Raw genomic sequence first — 24,620 nt, 5'->3', positions numbered from 1 at the left:
GTCTGCCCTCATCGCGTGAACCGGCTGTGGACCGAGGCGTCCGCACCAGTCGGAGCGCACCCCCGCCGAATCATCCGATCCGAATCCTCCCACTGGCATCCAGCCAGTTCCATGCCCCAGGAGCATCACCATGAGCACCCCTTCCCCTCCCGACTCGAACTCCCCGACCGGCGACGCACCCGGCGCCGGCACCTCCCCCGACTCCCCCCAGGCTCTGCCCGAGAAGCCCCGCGGATCCCGCAAGGGACTGATCATCACCGCAGCGGTCGTGGTGGCAGCGATCATCGCCGCAGTGGTCGTCTGGGCCACCCAGCGCAATTCCTCGCCCGAGGCCGCCACGGCCGGTGGATCGCCCGCCGCAGCCACCACGACGGTGCGGATCGGCACCACCGAGGCCGGCGCCAAGTTCTGGCCGATCCTCATCAGGAAGGCCGCCGATCAGGGCATCACCATCAAGAAGGTGGACTTCAGCGACTACAACCAGCCCAACCGGGCACTGTCCCAGGGGCAGATCGATCTCAACTACTTCCAGCACATCTTCTTCCTGGCCAATTACAACGTCGAGAACCACGACAACCTCATCCCGCTGGCCTCGACCTACATCGTCCCGCTGTCGATCTACTCCAAGAAGCACACCGCGATCAGCCAGATCCCGGCCGGTGCCAAGGTCGCCATCCCCAATGACGACACCAACCAGGGACGCGCCCTGCTGCTGCTGCAGAAGGCAGGGCTGCTCAAGCTGAAGGACGGCGGATCCCCGCTGTCGACCCCCGCCGACGTGCTGGCCGACCAGTCCAAGGTGAGTGTCACCGCCGTGGACGCCTCCCAGACCGTCACCGCCCTGCCGAGCGTGGCCGCCTCGGTCATCAACAACGGCTTCGCCCTGGACGCCAAGCTCGATCCCGAGTCGGCGCTGGCCTCCGACGACCCGAACAGCTCCGAGTCCGCCCCCTACATCAATATCTTCGCCGCCCGCGCCAAGGACAAGGACAACGCCACATACCTCAAGGTGGCCCAGCTCTGGCACGATCCCGAGGTCACCAAGGCCGTCACCGAGGAGTCCCAGAACACCGCCGAGATCGTCACCGGCAAGTCCCAGGCCGATCTGCAGACCGCCCTTGACAAGCTGCAGACCGAGATCGAGCACAAGTGAGCGCGATCATCCGCCTCGACCGGGTCGCGAAGACATTCGCGACCCGGTCGGGTCCTGTGCACGCCCTCGACGACGTCACCCTGGACTTCCACGATGGCGAGATCTCTGCGGTCATCGGCCAGTCAGGAGCCGGCAAGTCCACCCTGGTGAGGCTGATCAACGGCCTGGAGCAGCCCACCTCGGGGACCGTCACCGTCAAGGGGACCGACATCTCCCGGTTCAGCGAGCGCCAGCTGCGGCCGCTGCGCGGCGACATCGGGATGATCTTCCAGCAGTTCAACCTGTTCAACTCGCGCACGGTCTACGACAACGTCGGCTATCCCCTGAAGCTGGCAGGCTGGTCGGGAACCGAGACACGCGCCAGGGTCACCGAGCTGCTGTCCTTCGTGGGGCTGACCGAGCGGGCCTGGACCTACCCCGACCAGCTGTCGGGTGGCCAGAAGCAGCGGGTCGGCATCGCCCGGGCACTGGCCAGGCGGCCCTCGATCCTGCTGGCCGATGAGTCCACCTCGGCCCTGGATCCAGAGACCACCGCCGATGTGCTGGCCCTGCTGCGCCGGATCAATGCCGAGCTCGGCGTCACCGTCATCGTCATCACTCATGAGATGGAGGTGGTGCGCTCGATCGCCGACCGGGTCGCCGTTCTGGAGCACGGCCGTCTCATCGAGACCGGCCCGACCCGCGAGATCTTCGCCCACCCGACTGCCGAGACCACCCAGCGGTTCCTGTCGACCATCATCGGCCAGCACCCGGACGCCGCCGAGGTCGACAGACTGCACCGCCAGAACCCCGGAGCCACCCTGGTGGACGTCCCCAGCGTCGACGCGGCAGCCTTCGGTGCCGCACTGGCCGAGCTGGGCCGCCACCAGAAGGTCGCCTTCCGGATCGTCCACGGCGGAGTCATCGAGATCCGCGACGGGGCACTGGGCAACTACACCCTCGCCCTGACGGGCCCTCCGGAGGACGTGGCCGCAGCGGCCCGTCGACTGACTGCCATCTCCGGGGACGCGGCGTCGGCCCCCGGCCCGCAGAGCACCGACAACCAGAAGGAGGCGTGATGGACTGGCAGACCCTCAAACCGGTCTATCTGGATGCGATCTGGCAGACCCTGTTCATGGCGGCGGTCACCCTGATCGTGGGCGGCGCTCTCGGACTGGTGCTCGGCATCGTGCTGTACGCCACCCGTCGTGGCGGTCTGCTGGCCCACCGGGCGGTCAACACCGTGCTCAACGTCGTGGTGAACATCGTGCGGCCGATCCCCTTCATCATCTTCATGACCGCGATCGGCCCGCTCACCCTCAAGGTGGTCGGCACCACCATCGGTGTGAGTGCGGCCACCTTCCCGCTGTGCATCGCCGCCACCTTCGCGATGTCGAGGATCGTCGAGCAGAACCTGGTCACCGTCGATCCCGGCGTCATCGAGGCGGCTCGGGCGATGGGCGCCGGACCCTGGCGGATCCTCTTCGGGGTGGTCGCCCGCGAGGCACTCGGGCCCCTGGTGCTGGGCTACACCTATGTCCTCATCGCGATCGTGGACATGACAGCGATCGCTGGCGCGATCGGTGGCGGCGGACTGGGCCAGTTCGCCATCCAGTACGGCTACCAGCGGTTCAACTGGACGGTCACCCTCATCGCGGTGGTCACCATCATCATCATCGTCCAGGCCGCCCAGTTCGCCGGCAATGCCCTGGCTCGCAAGGCGATGCGCAGGTAGCCCGGCCGTCCTCCCGTTCCGGCGGCCGGTACCGATAGGGTGACGCCATGGCCCGCAGCTCACGTCATCCAGGACGCCTCCGCCGGGCGGCGAACTGGATCGGCGGAGGCCTGCTCGCCGCGCAGCTGGCCTCCGCCGGGGCGCTGGTCACCTTCAACGCGATCAAGCGTCGGTCCCGGCGCCCCTACCGCTTCCCGACCTCCCCGGTGGAGCAGGTGGCCAGTGGGGAGGACGAGGTCAGCGTCTTCACCTTCGGACGAGACCTCTACGCCCAGATGCTGGCCGACATCGCCTCCGCCACCCGCACCGTCTACTTCGAGACCTTCATCTGGAAGCCCGACGAGGTCGGTACCCAGTTCCGCCAGGCCCTGGTCGACGCCGCGGCGCGCGGGGTCGAGGTGTACGCGATCTGGGACGAGTTCGCCAACCTGGTCGTCGGACCCGGCTTCTTCGCAGGTCTCACCGGGGTCCACGTGCGACCCCACCCGCTCATCACTCCCGGCCTGCCGAGCCTGCGCAACCTCGGCCGTGACCACCGCAAGTTGCTCATCGTGGACTCGCGGATCGGCTACATCGGCGGCTACAACATCGGCTCGAGCTATGCCGAGCGGTGGCGCGACACCCACGCCCGGATCGTCGGGCCCAGCGTCGCCGACCTGGAGAATGCCTTCGTCGACAAGTGGAACCTCCGTCCCTACGCCGGGCTGCCGGGCCGGCGCACCGGACAGCTCCTCGAGATGTCCGGCCCGCTGAGGTGGGACGGCGCCATCGAGGTGCGCCGCAATGTGCCGCGGATGGCGATGTACCCGATCCGCAACATGTACCTGGAGGCGATCGACCGCGCCTCGAAGCGGATCTGGATGACGCAGGCCTACTTCATCCCCGACGAGGACCTGATGGGAGCGCTCACCAAGGCCAGTGCCCGGGGGGTCGACGTCCGGATCATCATGCCCGCCGAGTCCAATCATGTGGTCGCCGACTGGCTGAGCCGCGGCTACTACGAGCGGTTGCTGGCCACCGGGGTCCATCTGCTGCTGTACCAGGGTGCCATGGTGCACGCCAAGACGTGCACCATCGACGGGGCCTGGTCGACGATCGGCACGGCCAACCTCGACCGGTTGTCGCTGCTGGGCAATTATGAGGTCAACATCTCGATCGCCGGCGCGCCGGTGGCCACCCGGCTCGAGGAAATCTTCGAGATCGACTCGCACAACTGCGTCGAGGTCGATCTGGACGCATGGCGCCAACGCTCCCTGGTGGCCAAGTTCACCGAGACCCTGCTGTCCCCCTGGCGGCCGCTGTTCTGAGCTGAGGGCGCAGTCGACCCCGGTGACCTAGCATTGTCGTCATGGGATTCATCGGGTGGGTTGTTCTGGGGTTGATCGCCGGCGGCATCGCGAAGGCCATCGTGCCTGGGGACAGGAAGCCCACCGGCTGCCTGGCCACCATCGTCCTCGGCGTGGTCGGCGCGGTGGTCGGCGGATGGATCGGCAGCAGGGTCTTCCACGTCGGCATCGACAGGTTCTGGAGCCTGTCCACCTGGGGACTGGCCGTGCTCGGCTCGGTCATCCTGCTGTTCATCTGGGGTCTGGTCACCGGCCACCGCAAGTGATCAGCGCGGCCGGCTGATCCGCCCGCAGCTCAGATCAGGCGTCGGTCGGTCGCCCACCGGGTCAGCTCATGACGGTTGGACAGCTGCAGCTTGCGCAGCACATTGGACACGTGGGTCTCCACCGTCTTCACCGAGATGTACAGCTCCCTGGCCACCTCCTTGTAGGCGTAGCCACGGGCGATCAGCCGCATCACCTCGCGTTCCCGCGGGGAGAGCCGGTCCAGGTCCTCATCGATACTGGCGACCTCGATGGATCCCGAGAAGGCGTCCAGCACGAAACCGGCCAGCCGCGGGGAGAACACCGCATCCCCGGTGGAGACCCGGTCGATGGCGTCCAGCAGCTCCGGTGAGGAGATCGACTTGGTGACGTAGCCGCGAGCGCCGGCACGGATCACCGAGATGACGTCCTCGGCGGCGTCGGAGACCGACAGCGCCAGGAAGCGGGTGGCGGTGGGGTCGAGGCCGGCGGTATCGCACTGCTTGATCACCTCTGCGCCGCCACCCCCGGGAAGATGCACATCGAGCAGTACCACCTGCGGGCGGGCGGCCATCACGGCCTTGACCGAGGAGTCGACGTCCCAGCCCTCCCCGACCACTCGCACCCTGTCGCGGTGCTGGTCCATCTCGGCATGCACCCCGACCCGGAACATCTCATGGTCATCGACCAGCACGATGCTCACCGGGGTGTAGTACTCACTCATCCGACCTCAACCTGCTCTCATTGTCGTGCCGGGCCCGGCGGCGTGCTGGGCAGGTTCTCCTGCGGAGCCGCCGGCCGGGGCCATCGCCAACCTGATCTCGGTGCCCTCACCAGGTGCCGAACGAACGGTGGCGGTGCCACCGTGGCGCTCCATCCGCCCGATGATCGAGCGCCGCACCCCCATCCTGTCATCGGCGATGTCATCGGGGTCGAAGCCACAACCGCGGTCGCGGACGAAGACCTCGACCAGGCCCGGCTCGATCTCGGCGTAGACGTCGATCCGCGATGCCCCGGAATGCTTGGCGGCATTGGTGACGGCTTCTGCGGCGGCCTGCACGAGCACCCCCAGCCCGTCGTCCATCGCCACATCGCCGACACACACCAGCTCCACGGCGACCCCGCGTTCGCTCTCGATCCGGCCGGTCTCGCCGGCCAGTGCCCTGTGGAGGGTGGCCACCGACTCACCGGCCCGTGGCTGGTCGCCGGGACCGGCATCGGGCGACGAGGAGCCGGTGGCCCCGCCGTAGAGCCACTCGCGCAGTTCTCTCTCCTGTCGCCGGGCCAGGGTGGCCACCGCTCTGGGATCGTCGGACTGGCGCTGGATCAGCGCCAGGGTCTGCAGCACGGAATCGTGCAGATGGGCGGCCATGTCGGCCCGGGCATCGGCCACCGCCTTCTCGGAGTCGGCCCGCCGCAACCGCAGCTGCCAGGAGCGCACCCAGGGTGCGGCCACCAGCCCCACCCCGACGAGCACCATCAGGGCCATCAGGGCCAGGGTCGGGAACTCGTCGACACCGATCTGGGAGGCCGCCACCAGGGAGACCGCACAGCCCACCAGGGCCATCCCGCAGCCGACCCGCACCGCCGCGAGCCGGCCGCCGCGCCCCAGCATCTCGCTCCACCACCGGCGGCCGGCCGGATGATCGGCCGAGGCGGAGTCATCGGCCTGCCGCCAGACCATCGCCACCCCTCCGGCGGCCAGCACCACCGGCCAGAACCACCGTGCCGACAGCCCGAAGCCGACCGACTGGAGGACCCACAACAGTCCGACGCCGACCAGCAACAGCGCCCCGGTCAGGCTCGAGCGAGGGGATGGCCCGGCCTGCTCATCGGCGCCGGTACCGACCTCCGGTCTGCTGCGCAGGCCCAATCGGTCCGCCGAGTCCAGGCCCGGGCTGGAGGCCGCCGTCTCGGCCCTGGGCAGCAGGATCCACAGTGCCCCGTAGAGGATCGGCCCGATCAGGTAGCAGAAGGACAGTGCCACGAAGGCCAGCCGCACGATCCACACCCGGATTCCCAGGTGCTCGGCGAGCCCGGCGGCCACCCCGACGGCCCAGCCCTGTTCATGTCGGCGGTAGGCCCGTCGCGGCTCCCGGACGTCGACATCCTGGTCGCCGGCAGAGGGTGAGTCCGGTCCGACCCGCGGGGGTCCGCTCGCTCCGCTCTGCTGCCCGGCCATGGCCTCCACACTGGCACTGTGCGGCTGTGCTCTCCACCGGATGGCCGCAGAATGGGTGCTGGATCAGGGTCATTCCCGATGTTGCCGACCGGTCCGAGGGGGCAGCATGGGGGCCATGCCATCAAGGACGGTCACCAAGCCGCAGCCAGCACCCGGGTCAGCACCCGGGGCGTCTGCTGCTGGTGCGACTGTCCCCGTGATCACCGGGCAGACCCCGCTGTGGGAGCGGGCGCACCGCAGCTCCTCGGCCCCGGTGGCCGGCGGCGTCTGCCAGGGACTGGCGGAGTACTGGGACGTCGATCCGCTGCTGGTGCGAGTGCTGGCGGTGCTGCTGGGGCTCAGCATGGGGGTGGGAGTGGTGCTCTACGCCGCCGCCTGGGTGCTGATGCCCGCCCCGGACGGCCCGTCGATCGCAGCCCGGCACCTTCCCCGGTTGGCAGCGCTTCACCGGTGGCAGATGATCGTGCTGCTGGTGGTGGTGTGGGCGGTGACCGCTCCGCTGCTCAGCCATGTCACTCCCTTCGGGCTGGCACCGGCCGCCATCGTGGCGCTGGCCTGGTGGATGGCCCGCCGCTCGCGCCGGCGCAGTGCTCGTGCACACCGGAGTCCACGACAGCTACCGGCCCCGCCGGCGTCTGCTGCTGCGACGGCCACCCGGATGCCCTCCTTCGATCCCTACCAGGTGACGGCGCCGGCGGCCCCGTCGCCCGGGGTGCACCGCACCGCGGCGCCGCGGACGGCCAAGAGCTGGCCATTGCTGGGACTCATGCTGGCGCTGGCGGCGGTGGCCGGGGCCATCGGGTTGGCGGTCCCGGTACCCCATCGGTGGGTGCTGGCGATCTCGATGGCGCTGGCCGTGGTGGCGTCCTTCCAGCTGGCCGGCATCTGGACCCGGCGCCCTCACCTGGGCGTGACACTGGGACTGATCCTGGCCCTGGCGCTGACCGGTGCGGCGGCCGTGCCGCGCGCCGGGATACCCGACCAGGTGGTCTCCGGTTCCCCGGCACAGATGAGCTGGCACCAGGCCGCCGAGATCCCCGACCCAGGAATCACCGTGACCGGTACCCGAGCCGATATCGACGCCTCCCGTCTCACCCTCACCGGGGATCGGAGCACGACGGTCGCGGCGATCGGGTCCGACGTCACCATCACCATCCCGAAGGGTCTCAACGTGACCGTGATCGCCGACACCGCCGGGGCCACCCTCACCACCCCCGACAAGAGCGTGCTGGCCGGCGGCGGCAGTACCGAGTGGACCGGTCCACATCTGCCCGGAGCGCCGACCTGGACCCTTCATGTCAAAGCCGTCGGCGCCACTGTGGAGGTCATGACACCATGACTGCTCCGCACCGCAGAACCGGCACCCTCGACATCAGCGCCCTCATCTGGGGGCTGCTGCTGGCCATCGTCTCAGGGCTGGGAGTCGCGCTGGCCCTGGACGCCCGTATCAACTGGCGCGACCTCACACATCTGGGGCCCGTTGTCCTCATCGGACTGGGGACCCTCGGAGTCGTATTGTCACTCATCCCGAAAGGACACCGATCATGACCAAGATCACCCGCCCCAAGGAAGGCCGACTGCTCGGCGGCGTGTGCGCCGGCATCGCCCGCAGCATGGACCTCGACGTCACCCTGGTGAGGATCGCTGCCGCCGCCCTGGTGCTGTTCGCCGGAGCCGGCCCATTGATCTACCTGGTCGCCTGGGCCGTCATCCCCAACGAGGAGGACGGTTCCAGCTTCGCCACCGAGGCCGCCGAGCAGGCCCGCACCTCATGGAACAGCCGCAAGCACGGGCCCACCGACCCGGCCGCCCCCGGCGACCAGTCCGGGTCGGGCGACACCTTCAATCCCTACACCGAGGAGTGACGCGGCGCCGACCGGCGTCCTCCCCCTGACCACAGCAGCGGGGCCCAGGAGAGATCCCGGGCCCCGCTGCTGTCTGGCGCTCACTCCCACTCGATGGTGGCCGGCGGCTTGCTGGTGATATCCAGGGCCACCCGGTTGATCTGCGGCAGGGTGTTGGTGATCCGCGTCGAGATCTTCTCCAGCACGTCGTAGGGCACCCTGGCCCAGTCGGCGGTCATGGCGTCCTCACTGGTGACCGGGCGCAGCATGATCGGCGACCCGTAGGTCCGCCCGTCTCCCTGGACCCCCACGGAATGGACATTGGCCAGCAGCACCACCGGGCACTGCCAGATCTTGCGGTTGAGGCCGGCCCGCCGGATCTCCTCACGGGCGATGAAGTCGGCCTCGCGCAGCAGCTCCAGGCGCTCGCTGGTGACCTCCCCGATGATCCGGATGGCCAGCCCGGGGCCGGGGAAGGGCTGACGCCAGACCATCTCGTCAGGCAGCCCCAGTTCGCTGCCGACCGCCCTCACCTCGTCCTTGAACAGGGTGCGCAGCGGCTCGACGAGGGTGAACTTGAGGTCCTCGGGAAGGCCGCCGACGTTGTGGTGGCTCTTGATATTGGCCGCCCCGTCACCGCCACCGGACTCCACCACGTCGGGGTACAGGGTGCCCTGGACCAGGAAGTCGATCGGCTGGCCGTCGTTGAGGTTGCGGGCCACGTCCTCGAAGGCGCGGATGAACTCGCGCCCGATGATCTTGCGCTTGGCCTCGGGGTCGCAGACCCCGGCCAGCGCTCCCAGGAAACGCTCGGACTCGTCGGTGACCACCAGGTCGGCCCCGGTGGCCGCCACGAAGTCCTTCTTGACCTGGTCGGCCTCCCCCTTGCGCAGCAGGCCGTGGTCGACGAAGACGCAGGTGAGCTGGTCCCCGACGGCCCGCTGGACCAGGGCCGCGGCCACTGCTGAGTCGACCCCGCCGGACAGTCCGCAGATCACCCTGCGGTCCCCCACCTCGGCGCGGATCCGGCTGATCTGGTCGCTGACGATGCTGGACGCCGTCCAGTCGGGTCGACAGCCCGCCACGTCGAACAGGAAGTGCTCCATGACGGCCTGACCGGACTCGGTGTGGGCCACCTCCGGATGCCACTGGACGCCGACCAGCTGCCGCTCGACGTCCTCGAAGGCCGCCACCGGGGCTCCGGCGGTGCGCGCCAGCGTGGTGAACCCCTCCGGTGCCCGCTCCACCGAGTCACCGTGACTCATCCACACGCTGATGGTGTGCGGGATCCGTGAGAGCAGATGGCCGGGGGCGGTGATGCACAGGCTGGTGCGGCCGTACTCGCTGGTGCCGGTCTTGGCGACGGTGCCGCCCAGGGCCTCGGCCATCACCTGGAATCCGTAGCAGATGCCCATCACCGGGACCCCGGCGGAGAACATCGCCGGGTCGACCTGGGGGGCGCCGTCCGCGTAGACCGAGCTGGGCCCCCCGGACAGGATGATGGCAGCCGGGTCCTTGGCCAGCATGTCCTCGACGGACATCGTGTGGGGCACGATCTCGGAGTAGACGGAGGCCTCGCGCACCCGTCGGGCAATGAGCTGAGCGTACTGAGCACCGTAGTCGACGACCAGGACGGCGTCATGGAGTTGTTCCATGGCTGGCAAGTCTATGGCGCCCGGGCGACAGTCTCGAACCGCCGGTCACAGGGCAGACGCCGTATCGCGTCGACCGGCCGGCGGGGGGACCTGCCGGGGCCGGACCCCGAGCACTACTGTCACCGTCGTGGAGTGGATACGCTGTGTCACGTCCCGATCCACTCAGGTCCTGATCCGATGAGGTACACATGACATCCCGGTCGTTGCGCGAGAACCTTCAGATGATCCGTGAGCGAATGTCTGAGGACCTGGACGCGGCGATGCGCGAGGACCCCGCGGCGACCTCCCGGGTGCTGGTGGCGATCTCCTACCAGGGGGTGCACGCCATCTGGTCGCACCGGGTCGCCCACTACATCTGGACCAGGTGGCCCGTGCTGCGTCCGATGGCCCGGATCCTGTCGCAGATCTCGCGTCACTACACCGGCATCGAGATCCATCCCGGTGCCACCATCGGACGGCGGTTCTTCATCGACCACGGGATGGGTGTGGTGATCGGGGAGACGGCGATCGTCGGCGATGACGTCCTGATCTACCACCAGGTCACCCTGGGTGGCCGGGCGCGTGGCCGCTTCAAGCGCCACCCCACGGTCGGCAACCGGGTGCTGATCGGCGCCGGCGCCAAGGTCATCGGGGACATCACGATCGGTGACGACGCCAAGATCGGCGCCAATGCGCTGGTGGTCAAAGATGTCGCCGCCGGTGCTGTCATCGTGGGGATCCCCAGCGTGGTGCACTCCGGAGATGTCATCGCCTGAGCCCGCTCAGGGGTGGGGGATGTCGCCGCGCTCGGCGGCCTCCTTGATGTCCTCGTGGTGGCGGACCACCTCGGCGACGATGAAGCTGATGAACTTCTCGGCGAACTCCGGATCCAGGTGGGAGACCTCGGCCAGCTGGCGCAGCCGGCAGATCTGCTCCTTCTCCCGGTCAGGGTCGGCAGGCGGCAGGCCGACGGTGGCCTTGAGTACCCCGACCCGCTGGGTGATCTTGAACCGCTCGGCCAGCAGATGGATCAGGGCGGCGTCCATGTTGTCGATGCTGTTTCGCAGTTCGGCGAGTTCTGGGGGCACATCGCTCATGGCGACAGCCTAGAGGATCGGCCCGGTGCGACTCACCGGGCGACGTAGTCCTCCAGACGGTCGAGCAACCGGGTCCTCCGCCCGGCGTCCAACCAGCTGATCTCCAAGGAGTTGCGGGCCAGCTGGATGACCTCCTCGCGGCTCAGGTCCATCCTCTCGACCAGCCCGACGAAGTTGTCGACCAGGTACCCGCCGAAGTAGGCCGGGTCGTCGGAGGCCAAGGACACCTTGACCCCCGCGCGGAGCAGCTGGACGATCTCCTCCCCCTTCATGGTCGGGGTGTGCCCGACGGTGACGAAGGAGTTCGACATCGGGCAGCAGGTCAACCCGATGCCCCGATCGCGGACCTCCTCGACGAGTGCGGGGTCCTCCACCAGGTTGGTACCGTGATCGATTCGGGAGACCCCGATCCGGTGGATCACGGTCTCGATGTGGTCGATCGAGTCGGGCTGGTCGATGTCGCAGTGCATGGTGAGCCGGTAGCCGGCCTGCCGGGCCCTGGCGAAGACCTCGGTGAACTTCTCGGGCGGGTTGTCGCGCTCATCGGAGTCCAGCCCGACACCGATGATCCGGTCCTTGTAGGGCAGTGACGCCTCCAGTGTCGCCATCGCCGACTCGGCGCTCAGATCACGCAGGAAACACATGATCAAGGAGGCGTCGACGCCGAGCGCCGGGGCCTCCTGGACCGCCGACCACAGCCCGTCGATGACGGTGGCGAAGGGGATCCCGCGGTCGGTGTGGGCCTGCGGGTCGAAGAACATCTCGGTGTGGACGATCCCGTCGGCGGCCGCCCGGCGCAGGTAGGCGATCGCCAGGTCGTGGAAGTCCTGTTCGGTGACCAGGACCTGCATCGCCGGGTAGTAGACCGCCAGAAAGCTGGTGAGATCGACGAAGTGATAGGAGTCGCGAATCTGATCGATGCTCGTCTGGCCGATGTCGACGCCGTTGCGCCGGGCCAGTTCGAGCTTGAGCTCGGGTTCGAGGGTGCCCTCCAGGTGAAGATGCAACTCGGCCTTCGGCAGACCGGTGATGAACTCACGATCAGGACTCATCGGGTGTTCGCTTCCCTTCATGTGCGGGTACCGGATGGGCCCGGTACCCGACAGCACTCTAGAGCGCCCGGTGCTGATCGTCACCCGGTCAGCCCGGCATGAGCTCAGCCCTGGATCAGCTCAGTGCAGGATCAGCTCGATGCGCTGGAAGGACTTCACATCGGAGTATCCGGTGGTGGCCATCGCCTGGCGCAGCCCGCCGACCAGATTCATGGTGCCGTCGGGGACCCGGGACGGACCGTTGACGACCTCGGCCAGGGTGCCGACCGGCGCGAACCGGACTCGCTCACCGCGCGGCAGGGTGCCGTGCCAGGCCTCGGCCCCCCAGTGCCAGCCCTTGCCAGGAGCCTCCTGGGCACGGGCGAGCGGGGAACCGACCATCACGGCGTCCGCCCCGCAGGCGATCGCCTTGGCGATGTCACCGGAACGGCCCACCGAGCCGTCGGCGATGACGTGGACGTAGCGTCCCCCCGACTCGTCCATGTAGTCGCGGCGGGCCTCGGCGACGTCGGCGATGGCGGAGGCCATCGGCACCTCGATACCCAGCACCTGCCGGGTGGTGTGTGCCGCACCGCCGCCGAAACCGACCAGCACGCCGGCAGCACCGGTTCGCATCAGGTGCAGAGCGGTCTGGTAGGTGGCACAGCCGCCGACGATCACCGGCACGTCGAGGTCGTAGATGAACCTGCGCAGGTCCAGCACGTCGTCGCGGTCCGAGACGTGCTCGGCCGAGACCGTGGTGCCCCGGATGACGAAGAAGTCGACCCCGGCCTTCTCCACCACATCGGAGAACTGGGAGGCATTCTTGGGTGACAGCGAACCGGCCACCGGGACCCCGGCGTCGCGGATCTGCTTCATCCGCTCGGTGATGAGGTCCTTGTCGATCGGTGCGGAGTAGATCTCCTGCATCCGGCGGGTGGCGGTGAGCTGGTCATCGATCCGGTCCAGTTCGTCGATCAGCGCGCTCGGGTCCTCGTACCGGGTCCACAGCCCCTCGAGGTTGAGCACCCCCAGCCCGCCGAGCCGGCCGAATGCGATGGCGGTCTGGGGGCTCATCACCGAGTCCATCGGAGCGGCCATGATCGGGAAGTCGAAGGTCAGGGCGTCGATCTTCCAGTCGAGGTTCACCTTGTCGGTGCCACGGGTACGCCGGGAGGGCACGATCGCGATGTCGTCGAGCCCATAGGCCCTGGTCGCGCGCTTGCTGCGTCCGATGTCGTACATTTTTCCTTCCCTCGGCGCTGCCTGACGCCGGAGTTTTCTGGGACCGGGCGGGATCTCCGCGGCGGCCGAGAGTCAGTTGAGCGGGAGTCCGGTCAGCGCCCGGAGTAGTTCGGCGCCTCGACGGTCATCTGGATGTCGTGGGGATGGGACTCGCGCAGCCCCGCCGAGGTGATCCGCACGAAGTGGCCTCGGGTGTGCATCTCATCGAGGGTGCGGGCCCCGGTGTAGAACATCGCCTGGCGCAGCCCGCCGACCAGCTGGTAGGCGACTGCTCCCAACGGGCCGCGGTAGGCCACCTGACCCTCGATGCCCTCGGGGATGATCTTGTCGTTGGAGGTCACGTCACCCTGGAAGTAGCGGTCCTTGGAGTAGGACAGCTGCTCCCCGCGGGCCGACATCGCACCCAGCGAGCCCATCCCCCGGTAGCTCTTGAACTGCTTGCCGTTGATGAACACGAGTTCCCCCGGGGACTCCTCGCAACCGGCCAGCAGGGAGCCCAGCATCACCGAGGAGGCGCCGGCCACGATCGCCTTGGCGATATCGCCGGAGTACTGCAGCCCGCCGTCGGCGATCACCGGGACGTGGTACTGGCGGGCGGCCCGGCTGGCGTCCATGATCGCGGTGACCTGGGGGACGCCGACTCCGGCGACCACCCGGGTGGTGCAGATCGAACCCGGCCCGATGCCGACCTTGACCCCGTCGGCGCCCGCCTCGCACAGCGCCTTCGCGGCCTTGTAGGTGGCGATATTGCCGGCGACGATGTCGACCCCGGCCGCTGCCTTGTCGTGCTTGAGCCGATGGATCATGTCCAGCACGCCCTGGGTGTGGCCGTGGGCGGTGTCGACCACGATGAGGTCGACCCCCTCCTCGACCAGCGCCATCGCCCGCTCCCAGGAGCTCCCGAAGAATCCGATCCCGGCGCCCACCCGGAGCCGGCCCTGCGGGTCCTTGGTGGCGTTGGGGTACTGGTTGGACTTGACGAAGTCCTTGAGTGTGAACAGCCCCTTCAGCCGGCCGTCGGCATCGACCAGGGGGAGCTTCTCGATCTTGTGCGCCGCCAGCAGTTTCAGGGCGTCGGAGGGAGGGGTGCCGACCGGGGCCGTGATGAGCGGCATGCTGGTCATCACCTCCCGGATCGGACGCCGCGGGTTCTCCTCGAAGCGCATGTCGCGGTTGGTGATGATACCCACCAGGTGGCCGGTGGGGTCGACCACCGGGACACCGGAGATCCGGAAGGTGTGGCAGAGGTGCTCGGCGTCGGACAGGCTCGCATCGGGGCCGATGGTGATCGGCTCGTCGATCATGCCGGCCTCCGAGCGCTTGACATGGTCGACCATCTCGGCCTGCTTGTCGATCGGGGAGTTGCGGTGCAGGATCCCCAGGCCCCCCTCGCGCGCCATCGCGACGGCCATCCTGGTCTCGGTGACGGTGTCCATCGCGGCGCTGAGGAGCGGCATCGCCAGCCGGATGGATCGTGACACCTGGGTGCTGGTGTCCACCTCCGAGGGGATCACATTGCTCTCCACGGGCTGCAGCAGCACGTCATCGAAGGTGAGCGCCAGGGGGGCGATCTCGTCGAGGGTGGGAGTGCGGTCGGAGTCGTTGCGATCGACGGAGTCGCTCATGGGCAGCCTTTCACCAGGGTGGCTGTCATCCTAGTCGCTGCGAAGGGGCCCTCTCACCGTCTGATCGGTGCCGAGAGACTCTGGGCCGCCGGCGCTCAGATCTGCGGCGACCCGGTCCAGACCGCGCCGCAGCGCCGGCGTCCACCAGCAGCCGACAGCTGCCAGCCCGGCCACCGGCAGGGCCAGGAAGGGTGAGGAGAACCACTGCAGGAATCCCAGTCCGGTGCCGATCACGACAGCCACGGCCAGGCCGGCCTGTTCACGCCGGCTCAGCGGTTTCAGGCAGACCAGCACCAGGGGCCCGATGAGGTACCAGGGTTGCAGTCCGGCCCCGAACAGCGCGAAGGCTGTCAGCACCGCCGCCTGCAGGATCATCGGTCGGCCCAGGGAGCCCATCTCCGGTGATCTGCCCAGGAAGCTGTGCCGGTGCTGCCCGCCGGACCAGCCGGGGACCGGCCCCCATCGCCACCAGCACCACACGATCGCCAGCCCGGTGAGCACCAGGCTGATCCCGGTGGCGAGCGGCACCATCGCAGAGATCGGGACGCCGGTCCACCCGATCACCTGCACCACCAGGGCGATCGGCGAGTCGGAGGTGACCGAGACCGGGTTTCCGGCGGTGGGATTCAGCCATCCCATCCCGAGCCCGCCGATCGCCGAGATGCCCGCGAAGGCCGCGACCGCTGCGACGGCACCGACCGCGGCCCGACCGATCAGCGCACCCCAGCCGTCCCGGTCGCCGTCGCGGACCGCCTGGCGGTGCACCAGGGCGACCAGCCCGAGCCCGGCCAGCACCCCGGGTTGCTTGATGGTTCCGGACACCCCGACCAGCAGCCCGCCCACCACCAGGGCGAGCCAGGGATGTCGGGCCCGTGCCAGCAGCAGGCCGACCCACAGCGACCACAGCGCGACCGCGGTCTGCAGGCCGTCATTGTGCATGCCGCCGACGATGTGGAGCAGGACGAAGGGATTGGTCACGCTGAACCACAGCGCGACCTCGGTGTCGGCTGCCAACCCCGCGGTCCGCCTGGTCACCACCACGGCGATCAGGATCATCGCCACCACCGCCGGGATCCGCATCGCCACCACCGACCAGTACGGGTCGCTGTCCGCCAGCCGGGTCATCGCCGCCTGGATCCACAGCGATCCCGGCGGATAGACCGCGGTGGTCGCGGCCCAGTGGCCGTCCACCCGGGCTGCCAGCGGGCCGGCCTGGCTCTGCGGTACCAGGTACGGGTTGTGGCCGTGCAGCAGCAGCCAGCCCTGGGCGGCGTAGGCCCAGCCGTCGAGGCTGAGAACCGGCCGGGTGAGGAGCATCGGGACCGACCACACGGTGGCGGTGACCAGCCGGTACCCGCGCAGCGCCGCCGAGCGCAGCCAGGCGGCCAGCAGCAGGATCAGGCCGGCCAGACCGGCCAGCCAGGGGCCGGCCTCCACGCCGACCGGATCGGCGGGGTGACCGGGAGCGGCGTCCCGCCAGGCCCACCAGGAGATCATCGCCGACCCGAGGACACCGACCAGCAACACCTCGATCAGGCGCGGCCGCACAGCCGGCAGCCCTCCTGAGGTGGGGGTCATGGATCTCCTCTCGGTCACGTCGCCGACCACCCTATCGAGCCGCCCGATCGGGCGAGCGGCTCGATCGCCGGATCGGTACCGGGTCAGGACGCAGTTCGGCCCCCGGCATCTGCGATGCCGGGGGCCGAATCAGCACTGCGTGGTACTCGGTCGCGCTGTCCTCAGCCGATCCCCGGGGGGACCCGGGACTCAGTCGAGCAGCGCGCCGAACTCACTTGGCGTCGTCGTCATCCTCGGGCTTGTCCACCACGAGAGTCTCGGTGGTGAGCAGCAGGGAGGCGATCGAGGCGGCGTTGGCCAGCGCGGAGCGGGTGACCTTCACCGGGTCGATGACACCGTCGGCGACCAGATCGACGTACTCGCCGGTCTTGCCGTTGTAGCCGTGTCCGGGATCCATCTCGGAGACCTTGGAGACGATCACGTAACCGGGCTCGCCACCGTTCTCGGCGATCCAGCGCAGCGGCTCGCGCACGGCCTTCGCAACGATCCTGGTGCCGACCAGCTCGTCACCCTCCAGGCCCAGTCCGTCGGACAGCACCCGGGCTGCGTGGATGAGGGCCGAGCCGCCACCGGCGACGATGCCCTCCTCGATCGCAGCGCGAGTGGCCGAGACGGCGTCCTCGATGCGGTGCTTCTTCTCGTTGAGCTCCACCTCGGTGGCAGCGCCCACCCGGATGACGCACACTCCGCCGGCCAGCTTGGCGATCCGCTCCTGGAGCTTCTCGCGATCCCAGTCGGAGTCGGAGTTGTCGTACTCGGCGCGCAGCTGGGCCACGCGTCCGGCGACATCCTCCTTGGCGCCGGCTCCGTCGACGATGGTCGTGTTGTCCTTGGACACCACGATCTTCTTGGCGCGGCCGAGCACCTCCAGACCGACCTGGTCCAGCTTGAGGCCGACCTCGGGGGCGATGACCTGACCACCGGTGAGGGTGGCGATGTCCTGGAGCATGGCCTTGCGGCGGTCGCCGAAGGCGGGGGCCTTGACGGCCACCGAGCTGAAGGTGCCGCGGATCTTGTTGACGACCAGGGTGGACAGTGCCTCCCCGTCGACATCCTCGGCCACGATGAACAGCGTGCCCTTGGCGGCGATGACCTTCTCCAGCAGCGGCAGGAGATCGTTCATCGACGAGATCTTGCCGGAGTTGATGAGGATGTAGGGATCCTCGAGGACGGCCTCCATGCGGTCGGTGTCGGTCACCATGTACGGAGACAGGTAGCCCTTGTCGAACTGCATGCCCTCGGTGAACTCGAGCTCGGTGCCGAAGGTCTGGGACTCGTCGACGGTGATCACGCCGTCCTTGCCGACCTTGTCGAAGGCCTCGGCGATGAGCCCGCCGATCTCCGGGTCACGGCTGGAGATGGTGGCGACATTGGCCATGTCGTCGGTGGTCTCCACGGCTCGCGAGATCGACTTGAGCTCGGCGGTGACGGCCTCCACGGCCTTGTCGATGCCGCGCTTGAGGCCGACCGGGTTGGAACCCGAGGCGACGGCGCGAAGGCCCTCGTGGACCAGCGCCTGGGCCAGCACGGTCGCGGTGGTGGTGCCATCACCGGCGACGTCGTTGGTCTTGGTCGCGACCTCCTTGGCGAGCTGTGCGCCGAGGTTCTCGTAAGGATCGGTGAGGTCGACCTCCTTGGCGACGGTGACCCCGTCGTTGGTGATGGTCGGTGCACCCCACTGCTTGTCCAGGACGACGTAGCGGCCCTTGGGGCCCAGCGTCACCTTGACGGTATCGGCGAGGATGTCGACGCCGCGCTCAAGAGAGCGACGGGCCTCCTCGTCGAACTGAAGCTGCTTGGCTGCCATGTACTCAGCGCCTCACTTCTCGACGACGGCGAGAATGTCGCGCGCGTTGAGGAGCAGATACTCCTGGCCGTCGTACTTGACCTCGGTGCCGCCGTACTTGGAGAAGATGATGACATCGTTCTCCTTGACGTCCATCGGCACCCGGGTGCCCTTGTCATCGACACGGCCTGGGCCGGCGGCGATGACACGGCCCTCCTGCGGCTTCTCCTTGGCGGTGTCCGGAATGACGAGTCCGGATGCAGTTGTCTGCTCGGCCTCGAGAGGCTGGACGAGGACACGGTCCTCGAGCGGCTTGATCGTGGTTGCCACGTCAAGACCCCTTTCATGATGAAGACGAATCGTTGAAATGCCACTCACCAGGGGTTGCGAGCCCCGAGCTGTGATACGGGCCGCCGGCGTCGCGGGAGCCATCGGTCCGTTGGCACACTCCCATGGGGAGTGCCAACAAGAAAAGTACACCGGCGTTAGCACTCCTTCAACCCGAGTGCCAGGGAACTGGGATGCCCGCCCCGGGCCGATGTCTGCTACTGACCCCGGGCCGCTGTCGGCCACTGGCAGACTTGCTGCATGATCATCACCGTTTCGGGCAACTTCGAGTTGGGTCTTCCGGCCGAGAGGGGCACTGTGCAGCTCACCGCCGGGGCCGAGGGGGCCAACCGGGAGGCGGTGGCACGGCAGGCCAGCGGCGTCACCGAGGCGCTCCGACGTGAGCTCGTCCAGCTCCGCGAGTCCGGTGCGGTCACCTGGTACTCGGTGGGGGCCCAGACGACCTCGGCCTGGCATCCCTACAACCACGGCGCCGAGCTGCCGTTGCGGTACCGGGCGAACTCCTCGGTGAAGGTGAAGTTCGGCGACTTCGCCGCCCTGTCGGCCCGGGGCTCGCAATGGGCTGAGACCACCGGGCTGTCGGTCGACGGGGTGGAGTGGACGCTGACCGTGGCGACCCGGGAGAGGGTCAAGGACGAGGTGCTGGCCGGCGCGGTCGCAGACGCCACCCATCGCGCCGGGGTGATGGCCGCGGCGGCCGGGTGCGGAACCCCCCAGGTGATCGCGATCGCCGATCCGGGCCTGCTGGACAACGTGTCCTCCGGGGATCCTGGAACAGCATTCGGCAGCCCCACCCTGATGCGCGGGGTCACCAGCGGTCAGGGCGACGGGGTCGTGGAGCTCTCCCCGGAGGACATCACGGTCGGATCGACGGTTGAGGTCCGTTTCCAGGCCTGAGCCGTTCCACCACCAGCGCCCTGGCCCCCTGCGTGGTCGGGGTGAGGACCAGCGCGGCCTGGTGGGGGCCCCGCGGATGCAGACTGCGCCGCAACGCCGCCGGGTCGATGTCGATCCCCCGCTTCTTGATCTCCAGGGTGCCGATCCGGTTCCCGCGCACCCACGACCGCAGTGCCCTGACCTGGACCGGCAGTGAGTCGAGGACCCGGAACCAGGTGAGCCAGGGCGTCGGGGCCGGCTCATCGGCCAGCAGATAGCCGACCCCGGGAGCCGGCACCCGGACCTGCGTTCCGCCCGCCGCGGCTCGCATCGCCCTGGCCCGGATGACCGCCGGATGGGGTTCGGCGAGGAACTCGCGGATCGGGCCGACCTCCAGATCGTCCTCACCTCCCGGCAGGCTGATCGCCTCACCGGGGGTGTCACCGATGCGCACCGCCAGCTGGTGGCCCGGCAGCCGGTCTGCTGCCGGGCCGGCCCACAAGGTGGCCTCGACGAGATCTCGTCGATGGCCCAGCCAGGTGATCGCGGCACCATCGGGCAGCAGTTCGCGTGGCACCCCGGGACCGAGCTTGACGACCGTCGAGAAGGCGCCACCGGCGTCGAGCATCCCCAGCACGAACTCCCAGGACGGCCGGATGTCCTCGATCCGCCAGCTCCTGCCCCGCCCGGTCCGCCGTGCCGGGTCGAGCATCACCGCCGTGCCGGGCCCGGCCTGGGTGACGAGGTCGGCCCCGATGGCCTCGGCATCGGCCTCGATGACCCGCGCCCCGGGCAGATTGTGGCCTGCCAGCACAGCCAGACCCGGGTCGATCTCGACCGCGACGATCTCGATTCCGGCCTCCAGGCAGGCCCTGGCGTCGGCCCCGCAGGCACATCCCAGGTCGATGACCCGCCGCACCCCGGCAGCCACCAACCGGGAGGCCCGCCACCGGGAGACGGCGCCGCGGGTGGCCTGCTCCAGGCCATCGCGGGTCCACAGCATGTCCGCGGCGGCCGGCCCGATCTTGTCGACGGCCCTGCGGCGAAGGGCCACCTGGTCCAGGGCGGCCGCCGCCAGCTCGGCCGGGAAGCTGCGGCGAAGTCTGCTGGCCGCCGCCAGCGAGTCGGGATCGGTCTCGGTGCCGGCCTCTGCCAGTGCCTCGGCGCCCCGGTCCGACACCAACTGGTGTGCCACCGCTGGATCCATGGGGGTCAGCCTACGGGGACTCAGAGGATCGAGTAGCTCCAGCCGGTGGGAAGGCCGTTGTGGTAGGGGATGCAGCCGTGGAACTGACCGACCGCCGGATCGAAGACCAGTGGCAGGAAGTACCGGTCCCCCTGCCACATCGGCAACTGGTCCAACTCGTCGATCCGCCGCCAGCTCAGTGGCCCCTCCTCATTGGCCTGCGGGATCTGGCCGTGCCAGGAGTCGATCACGAAGATCAGCCCGAAATGGTCCTCGCCGTGGCGTCCGAAGCCGGGCCATGACACCGTTCCGCGCAGTCTCATGGCGTCCACCTCGATGGCGGCCTCCTCGCGCAGTTCCCGGCGCATCCCGGCGGCGGCGTCCTCCCCCGGCTCGACCTTGCCACCCAGTCCGTTGTACTTGCCGAGCTGATCGTCGTCGGAGCGCGCGACCCGGTGCACCATCAGCACCCTCTCGTGGTCGGGGTGGAGCACGAAACCGAGGGTGGTCAGCACCGGAGTCATCACGGCGCCCAGTCTGCCCCACTCATCACCGGCGTCGCCGACTGCCTAGGCTGAGGTCATGTCTCACCCCAGCCCCTCCTCCCACGGCCGCACCCGTGCCGCCAGCCGTGCCCTCATCGTCCACGACGGTCGCCTGCTGGTCGAGATCAACGACGACGGCGATCTGGTCTGGTGGTCGCTCCCCGGCGGTGGTCAGGAGTTCGGGGAGACCAAGGAGCAGGGCCTGGTCAGGGAGTGCCGCGAGGAGATCGGTTGCGAGGTGGTGGTCGGTGACCTCGCCCTGGCGCTGGACTACATCGGCGCCCACCATTTTCGCCACGAGGACTTGTTCAGCCAGACCGAGGTGTACTTCTGGTGCACTCTGGCCGAGGGCTCCGAGCCGCACATGAGCTACCACCCCGACGACTTCCAGACCGGTCTGCGCTGGGTGCCCCTCGACCAGCTGCCGGGCTCCCCACTGTTCCCCACGGCGATCTCGCAGTGGCTCGGCGACGATCCGGCCACCCGGCCCTGCTGGCTGGGAGACGCCGACTGATCGAGTGGCGACCGGCCCCTCGGCCGGGTCGCGAGTAGCTGCCAGCCCCGACCCTCCACCTGGATGCGCCTAGGCTGGACGGCGCAACCGAGTCCGCGGTCCCACCGGGGAGGAGGACAGATGAGTCGCACATCATGGACACCACCGGCAGGACCGGTGACCCGACCACCGGCGGTCGCCGGGTCCTTCTACCCGGCCGACCCCGACGAGCTGGCCGACTGGATCGACACTGCCCTGGACAGTGCCGCCGCCCGTCCGATCCCTGAGGGGGTGGACCCCGATCGGCTGCGGGCCCTCATCGTCCCCCATGCCGGCTACCGCTACTCAGGTCAGGTCGCAGCCCTGGGCTATCAGCTGCTGAGACGCCGTCATGGACCCGCTCCGAGCAGGGTCGCCATCCTGGGACCGACACATCGGGTGGGCATCGCGGCCCTGGCCCTTCCCCGGGCCGACATCTTCGCGACCCCGCTGGGCGACTGCCCGATCGACCGGACCGGCCTGGCCGACCTCCCCCAGATCGGTGTCAATGCGGCCACCCATGCCGAGGAGCACGCGATCGAGGTCCAGGTGCCCTTCATCCAACGCATCCTGGGCGACCTGCCGATCATCCCGCTGGCCGTCGGCCAGGCCGGCCCCCGCCAGGTCGGCGAGGTGATCGTGAGGCTGGCCGCAGATCCCGGAACCCTCATCGTCATCAGCTCCGACCTGTCCCACTTCCATCCCCAGCAGCAGGCACGCAGCCTCGACGACCGGACCATCGCCCGGGTGCTGGCCGCCGACGACACCATCGAACCGGACCGGGCGTGCGGCTGCCATCCCTTGGACGGTCTGCTGCACGCGGCCCCCGCACTGGGCTGGTCGGCGCACCTGCTGGCAGCCTGCACCTCCGCCGACACCGCCGGTGAACCCTCCCGGGTGGTCGGCTACGCCTCCTTCGCGGTGACCGAGGTGCCACGATGACAGCCCGCACCACCTCGGCACGGATCCGGATTCCCGATGAGGCCGGTCGTTGGCTGCTACCCACTGCTCGGCAGGCCATCACCGCTGCCGTCACACCCGACCAGGACCCACCGCGCCAGCCGGTCCCCGGCTGGGCCGAGCAGCCAGGCGCCTGCTTCGTCACCCTCACGGTGCGCGAGGACACCGGCCACCAGGAGAAGGCCTCCCAGCAGCACCGCCCGGAGCGGCTGCGTGGCTGCATCGGGACGCTGACGGCCTGGCGCCGACTCTCCGAGGACCTCCCGGCCAATGCGGTCGCCGCCGCCACCCGGGACCCGAGATTCCCGCCGGTCCGGGCCGAGGAGCTGGCCGGCCTGCGTGTCGAGGTCTCGGTGCTGTCCCCCGGCGTCCCGATCGATGCCACCGGGGAACAGGACCTCAGGTCCCGGTTGCGCCCCGGCGTCGACGGACTGATCCTGCGGTGGAGGGACCATCGCGGCACCTTCCTGCCGCAGGTCTGGGCGCAGCTCCCCGATCCTCGCAGCTTCCTCGACCAGCTCAAGGTCAAGGCCGGCCTGCCGGCCTCCTGGTGGTCCGATGACGCCGTCGTGGAGAGATACACCGTCGACTCCTGGCAGGAGCAGTGATGGTCGTCCCCGACAGCCCGCTCGGCGGCGATCCGGCCCACTGGTGGCACGCCACCGATGACGGCCGGGTCCAGTGCGACCTGTGCCCCCCGGCAGTGCCGGCTGCGCGAGGGCCAGCGGGGATTCTGCTTCGTGCGGGCCCGGCGCGGCGACCGTCTGGTGCTGGAGACCTATGGTCGCTCCTCGGGGTTCTGTCTGGACCCGGTCGAGAAGAAGCCGCTGGCCCATTTCCATCCCGGCACCTCGGTGCTGTCCTTCGGGACGGCCGGCTGCAACCTGGCCTGCAAGTTCTGTCAGAACTGGGAGACCAGCACATCCCGCCAGTGGGACACGCTGGCCTCCCAGGCCTCACCCGAGCGGATCGCCGAGGTGGCCCGGCAGCGGGATGCCCGCAGCGTCGCCTTCACCTACAACGATCCGGTGATCTTCGCCGAGTACGCGATCGACACCGCCTGGGCCTGCCGCCAGGCCGGTGTCGCGCCCATCGCGGTGAGCGCCGGCTACATCGGCGAGGCCGCCAGGCAGGCCTTCTTCGCCCCGATGGCGGCGGCCAATATCGACCTCAAGGGATTCACCGAGGAGTTCTACCGCAAGGTCACCGGGGCCCGTCTGGAGGTCGTCCTGGAGACCCTGGGGTACCTCGTCCACGAGACCGAGGTGTGGACCGAGATCACCACCCTGGTGATCCCCGGCCTCAACGACTCCGACCAGCAGCTCGGACGGTTGTCCGAATGGGTGGCCACCGGACTCGGCGCAGACGTGCCGCTGCACTTCTCCGCGTTCCATCCCGACAACCGGATGCGCGACATCGCCCCCACCCCGGCGTCCACCCTGCGAAGGGCCCGTCGGCTGGCCAGGGAGGCCGGACTGCATCACGTCTATCTCGGCAATGTCCACGACCCCGAGGGGGACACCACCTGGTGCCCCGGCTGCGGGGCGGCGCTCATCGTCCGCGACTGGTACCAGATCCTGGACCAGCGGCTGACCGCCGACGGCCGGTGCCCCGACTGCGGCAGCCGGATCCCCGGACGGTGGGATCCGCGCGCCGGGGACTTCGGCAGGAGGCGGATCCCGGTCCGGATCTGAC

Annotated in this window: 26 protein-coding genes; 14 read left to right on the top strand and 12 right to left on the bottom strand. The window is 69.1% G+C overall.

The genetic code is table 11. The features are described 5' to 3' along the window. The first annotated feature begins 130 nt into the window (after positions 1–130). Genes G554_RS0110990 through G554_RS0110970 form a run of 5 tightly spaced genes read left to right on the top strand, consistent with a single transcriptional unit; the run spans position 131 to position 4,479 of the window. Complete coding sequence (locus G554_RS0110990) at positions 131–1,153, top strand: MetQ/NlpA family ABC transporter substrate-binding protein (protein WP_036925390.1); 1,023 nt, start codon at positions 131–133, stop codon at positions 1,151–1,153. Continuing rightward, the gene (locus G554_RS15970) at positions 1,150–2,211 is read left to right on the top strand and encodes a methionine ABC transporter ATP-binding protein (protein WP_051232938.1); all 1,062 of its coding nucleotides are present in this window, start codon (positions 1,150–1,152) and stop codon (positions 2,209–2,211) included. The genes G554_RS0110990 and G554_RS15970 overlap by 4 nt, the downstream gene beginning before the upstream one ends. After that, on the top strand, positions 2,211–2,867 hold the full coding sequence (locus tag G554_RS0110980) for a methionine ABC transporter permease (protein WP_036925388.1): 657 nt from the start codon (positions 2,211–2,213) through the stop codon (positions 2,865–2,867). The genes G554_RS15970 and G554_RS0110980 overlap by 1 nt, the downstream gene beginning before the upstream one ends. A 47-nt stretch (positions 2,868–2,914) precedes the next feature. Continuing rightward, the gene (locus tag G554_RS0110975; protein WP_027587928.1) at positions 2,915–4,174 is read left to right on the top strand and encodes a phospholipase D-like domain-containing protein; all 1,260 of its coding nucleotides are present in this window, start codon (positions 2,915–2,917) and stop codon (positions 4,172–4,174) included. A gap of 41 nt (positions 4,175–4,215) precedes the next feature. Next, positions 4,216–4,479, top strand: coding sequence for a GlsB/YeaQ/YmgE family stress response membrane protein (locus G554_RS0110970; RefSeq protein ID WP_027587927.1), 264 nt, complete (start codon positions 4,216–4,218; stop codon positions 4,477–4,479). A gap of 29 nt (positions 4,480–4,508) precedes the next feature. Here G554_RS0110970 and G554_RS0110965 read toward each other — a convergent pair whose 3' ends face one another. Together G554_RS0110965 and G554_RS15965 are read right to left on the bottom strand one after the other, a co-directional pair. Further along, positions 4,509–5,180: a LuxR C-terminal-related transcriptional regulator gene (locus G554_RS0110965; protein ID WP_027587926.1), complete on the bottom strand. Its 672-nt coding sequence runs from the start codon at positions 5,178–5,180 to the stop codon at positions 4,509–4,511. 6 nt (positions 5,181–5,186) lie between these two features. Continuing rightward, positions 5,187–6,638 (bottom strand): ATP-binding protein, encoded by a 1,452-nt coding sequence (locus tag G554_RS15965; RefSeq protein WP_051232935.1) that lies wholly within the window; start codon positions 6,636–6,638, stop codon positions 5,187–5,189. A gap of 196 nt (positions 6,639–6,834) precedes the next feature. Between G554_RS15965 and G554_RS0110955 the strand changes: the two genes are divergently transcribed. The 3 genes from G554_RS0110955 to G554_RS16835 are packed head-to-tail and all read left to right on the top strand — an operon-like array spanning position 6,835 to position 8,503. Continuing rightward, on the top strand, positions 6,835–7,977 hold the full coding sequence (locus G554_RS0110955) for a PspC domain-containing protein (RefSeq protein WP_027587925.1): 1,143 nt from the start codon (positions 6,835–6,837) through the stop codon (positions 7,975–7,977). Beyond that, positions 7,974–8,186, top strand: a complete 213-nt coding sequence (locus G554_RS0110950; protein ID WP_027587924.1) for a hypothetical protein — start codon at positions 7,974–7,976, stop codon at positions 8,184–8,186. The genes G554_RS0110955 and G554_RS0110950 overlap by 4 nt, the downstream gene beginning before the upstream one ends. After that, a complete protein-coding gene (locus G554_RS16835; RefSeq protein WP_084648484.1) occupies positions 8,183–8,503 on the top strand; it encodes a PspC domain-containing protein in 321 nt (106 codons plus the stop codon). Before G554_RS0110950 ends, G554_RS16835 begins: the two co-directional genes overlap by 4 nt. Before the next feature lie 80 nt (positions 8,504–8,583). Here the strand turns inward: G554_RS16835 and guaA are convergent, their stop codons facing one another. Beyond that, positions 8,584–10,137 (bottom strand): glutamine-hydrolyzing GMP synthase, encoded by a 1,554-nt coding sequence (gene guaA, locus G554_RS0110940; protein WP_027587923.1) that lies wholly within the window; start codon positions 10,135–10,137, stop codon positions 8,584–8,586. Between the two features lie 188 nt (positions 10,138–10,325). Here guaA and cysE point away from each other — a divergent pair, with 188 nt between their 5' ends. After that, positions 10,326–10,892, top strand: coding sequence for a serine O-acetyltransferase (cysE, locus tag G554_RS0110935; RefSeq protein WP_027587922.1), 567 nt, complete (start codon positions 10,326–10,328; stop codon positions 10,890–10,892). Positions 10,893–10,898: 6 nt separating this feature from the next. Here cysE and G554_RS0110930 read toward each other — a convergent pair whose 3' ends face one another. From G554_RS0110930 to groES, 7 genes are all read right to left on the bottom strand, one after another. Beyond that, positions 10,899–11,213 (bottom strand): chorismate mutase, encoded by a 315-nt coding sequence (locus G554_RS0110930; RefSeq protein WP_027587921.1) that lies wholly within the window; start codon positions 11,211–11,213, stop codon positions 10,899–10,901. A 32-nt stretch (positions 11,214–11,245) separates the two neighbouring features. Continuing rightward, the gene (gene add, locus G554_RS0110925; protein WP_027587920.1) at positions 11,246–12,265 is read right to left on the bottom strand and encodes an adenosine deaminase; all 1,020 of its coding nucleotides are present in this window, start codon (positions 12,263–12,265) and stop codon (positions 11,246–11,248) included. Positions 12,266–12,385: 120 nt separating this feature from the next. After that, on the bottom strand, positions 12,386–13,489 hold the full coding sequence (locus G554_RS0110920; protein WP_027587919.1) for a GuaB3 family IMP dehydrogenase-related protein: 1,104 nt from the start codon (positions 13,487–13,489) through the stop codon (positions 12,386–12,388). A 92-nt stretch (positions 13,490–13,581) separates the two neighbouring features. Next, positions 13,582–15,114, bottom strand: coding sequence for an IMP dehydrogenase (gene guaB, locus G554_RS0110915; protein WP_027587918.1), 1,533 nt, complete (start codon positions 15,112–15,114; stop codon positions 13,582–13,584). Positions 15,115–15,144: 30 nt separating this feature from the next. Beyond that, positions 15,145–16,692, bottom strand: a complete 1,548-nt coding sequence (mptB, locus tag G554_RS15955) for a polyprenol phosphomannose-dependent alpha 1,6 mannosyltransferase MptB (RefSeq protein WP_051232931.1) — start codon at positions 16,690–16,692, stop codon at positions 15,145–15,147. Between the two features lie 211 nt (positions 16,693–16,903). Continuing rightward, positions 16,904–18,499, bottom strand: coding sequence for a chaperonin GroEL (groL, locus tag G554_RS0110905; RefSeq protein WP_027587917.1), 1,596 nt, complete (start codon positions 18,497–18,499; stop codon positions 16,904–16,906). A 12-nt stretch (positions 18,500–18,511) separates the two neighbouring features. Then, complete coding sequence (gene groES / locus G554_RS0110900) at positions 18,512–18,808, bottom strand: co-chaperone GroES (protein WP_027587916.1); 297 nt, start codon at positions 18,806–18,808, stop codon at positions 18,512–18,514. A 258-nt stretch (positions 18,809–19,066) separates the two neighbouring features. Here groES and G554_RS0110895 point away from each other — a divergent pair, with 258 nt between their 5' ends. Next, on the top strand, positions 19,067–19,723 hold the full coding sequence (locus G554_RS0110895; RefSeq protein ID WP_027587915.1) for an SIMPL domain-containing protein: 657 nt from the start codon (positions 19,067–19,069) through the stop codon (positions 19,721–19,723). Here G554_RS0110895 and G554_RS0110890 read toward each other — a convergent pair. After that, positions 19,683–20,909: a class I SAM-dependent methyltransferase gene (locus tag G554_RS0110890; protein ID WP_027587914.1), complete on the bottom strand. Its 1,227-nt coding sequence runs from the start codon at positions 20,907–20,909 to the stop codon at positions 19,683–19,685. The two genes, G554_RS0110895 and G554_RS0110890, sit on opposite strands and share 41 nt — an antisense overlap. Positions 20,910–20,929: 20 nt before the next feature. Beyond that, entirely contained in the window at positions 20,930–21,415 is a 486-nt protein-coding gene (locus tag G554_RS0110885; protein ID WP_027587913.1) for an NUDIX hydrolase, read from the bottom strand. A gap of 55 nt (positions 21,416–21,470) precedes the next feature. On the opposite strand from G554_RS0110885, the gene G554_RS0110880 reads away from it, so the two are divergent. The 4 genes from G554_RS0110880 to amrS all read left to right on the top strand — a co-directional run bounded on the left by G554_RS0110880 (position 21,471) and on the right by amrS (position 24,619). Next, a complete protein-coding gene (locus tag G554_RS0110880; RefSeq protein ID WP_051232929.1) occupies positions 21,471–21,947 on the top strand; it encodes an NUDIX domain-containing protein in 477 nt (158 codons plus the stop codon). A gap of 120 nt (positions 21,948–22,067) precedes the next feature. Then, positions 22,068–22,907, top strand: a complete 840-nt coding sequence (gene amrB, locus G554_RS0110875; RefSeq protein WP_051232928.1) for an AmmeMemoRadiSam system protein B — start codon at positions 22,068–22,070, stop codon at positions 22,905–22,907. Next, positions 22,904–23,533 carry an AmmeMemoRadiSam system protein A gene (amrA, locus tag G554_RS0110870; protein ID WP_027587910.1) on the top strand — a complete coding sequence of 210 codons (630 nt, stop codon included), beginning with the start codon at positions 22,904–22,906 and terminating at the stop codon, positions 23,531–23,533. Before amrB ends, amrA begins: the two co-directional genes overlap by 4 nt. 57 nt (positions 23,534–23,590) lie before the next feature. After that, on the top strand, positions 23,591–24,619 hold the full coding sequence (gene amrS, locus G554_RS15950; protein ID WP_211220466.1) for an AmmeMemoRadiSam system radical SAM enzyme: 1,029 nt from the start codon (positions 23,591–23,593) through the stop codon (positions 24,617–24,619). Position 24,620: the final 1 nt, after the last annotated feature.

The organism is Acidipropionibacterium thoenii DSM 20276 (assembly GCF_000423445.1).
In the GTDB taxonomy this organism is placed as follows: Bacteria; Actinomycetota; Actinomycetes; order Propionibacteriales; family Propionibacteriaceae; genus Acidipropionibacterium; species Acidipropionibacterium thoenii.
This window is presented reverse-complemented; position numbering and strand designations above follow the sequence as displayed.

Excerpts from the sequence above, each read along its gene's own strand:
- G554_RS0110990 (WP_036925390.1), top strand. The coding sequence starts at position 131 with ATGAGCACCCCTTCCCCTCCCGACTCGAACTCCCCGACCGGCGACGCA.
- G554_RS0110980 (WP_036925388.1), top strand. The coding sequence starts at position 2,211 with ATGGACTGGCAGACCCTCAAACCGGTCTATCTGGATGCGATCTGGCAG.
- G554_RS0110975 (WP_027587928.1), top strand. The coding sequence starts at position 2,915 with ATGGCCCGCAGCTCACGTCATCCAGGACGCCTCCGCCGGGCGGCGAAC.
- G554_RS0110970 (WP_027587927.1), top strand. The coding sequence starts at position 4,216 with ATGGGATTCATCGGGTGGGTTGTTCTGGGGTTGATCGCCGGCGGCATC.
- G554_RS0110965 (WP_027587926.1), bottom strand. The coding sequence starts at position 5,180 with ATGAGTGAGTACTACACCCCGGTGAGCATCGTGCTGGTCGATGACCAT.
- G554_RS15965 (WP_051232935.1), bottom strand. The coding sequence starts at position 6,638 with ATGGCCGGGCAGCAGAGCGGAGCGAGCGGACCCCCGCGGGTCGGACCG.
- G554_RS0110950 (WP_027587924.1), top strand. The coding sequence starts at position 7,974 with ATGACTGCTCCGCACCGCAGAACCGGCACCCTCGACATCAGCGCCCTC.
- G554_RS16835 (WP_084648484.1), top strand. The coding sequence starts at position 8,183 with ATGACCAAGATCACCCGCCCCAAGGAAGGCCGACTGCTCGGCGGCGTG.
- guaA (WP_027587923.1), bottom strand. The coding sequence starts at position 10,137 with ATGGAACAACTCCATGACGCCGTCCTGGTCGTCGACTACGGTGCTCAG.
- cysE (WP_027587922.1), top strand. The coding sequence starts at position 10,326 with ATGACATCCCGGTCGTTGCGCGAGAACCTTCAGATGATCCGTGAGCGA.
- G554_RS0110930 (WP_027587921.1), bottom strand. The coding sequence starts at position 11,213 with ATGAGCGATGTGCCCCCAGAACTCGCCGAACTGCGAAACAGCATCGAC.
- add (WP_027587920.1), bottom strand. The coding sequence starts at position 12,265 with ATGAGTCCTGATCGTGAGTTCATCACCGGTCTGCCGAAGGCCGAGTTG.
- G554_RS0110920 (WP_027587919.1), bottom strand. The coding sequence starts at position 13,489 with ATGTACGACATCGGACGCAGCAAGCGCGCGACCAGGGCCTATGGGCTC.
- guaB (WP_027587918.1), bottom strand. The coding sequence starts at position 15,114 with ATGAGCGACTCCGTCGATCGCAACGACTCCGACCGCACTCCCACCCTC.
- mptB (WP_051232931.1), bottom strand. The coding sequence starts at position 16,692 with ATGACCCCCACCTCAGGAGGGCTGCCGGCTGTGCGGCCGCGCCTGATC.
- groL (WP_027587917.1), bottom strand. The coding sequence starts at position 18,499 with ATGGCAGCCAAGCAGCTTCAGTTCGACGAGGAGGCCCGTCGCTCTCTT.
- G554_RS0110895 (WP_027587915.1), top strand. The coding sequence starts at position 19,067 with ATGATCATCACCGTTTCGGGCAACTTCGAGTTGGGTCTTCCGGCCGAG.
- G554_RS0110890 (WP_027587914.1), bottom strand. The coding sequence starts at position 20,909 with ATGGATCCAGCGGTGGCACACCAGTTGGTGTCGGACCGGGGCGCCGAG.
- G554_RS0110880 (WP_051232929.1), top strand. The coding sequence starts at position 21,471 with ATGTCTCACCCCAGCCCCTCCTCCCACGGCCGCACCCGTGCCGCCAGC.
- amrB (WP_051232928.1), top strand. The coding sequence starts at position 22,068 with ATGAGTCGCACATCATGGACACCACCGGCAGGACCGGTGACCCGACCA.
- amrA (WP_027587910.1), top strand. The coding sequence starts at position 22,904 with ATGACAGCCCGCACCACCTCGGCACGGATCCGGATTCCCGATGAGGCC.
- amrS (WP_211220466.1), top strand. The coding sequence starts at position 23,591 with ATGACGGCCGGGTCCAGTGCGACCTGTGCCCCCCGGCAGTGCCGGCTG.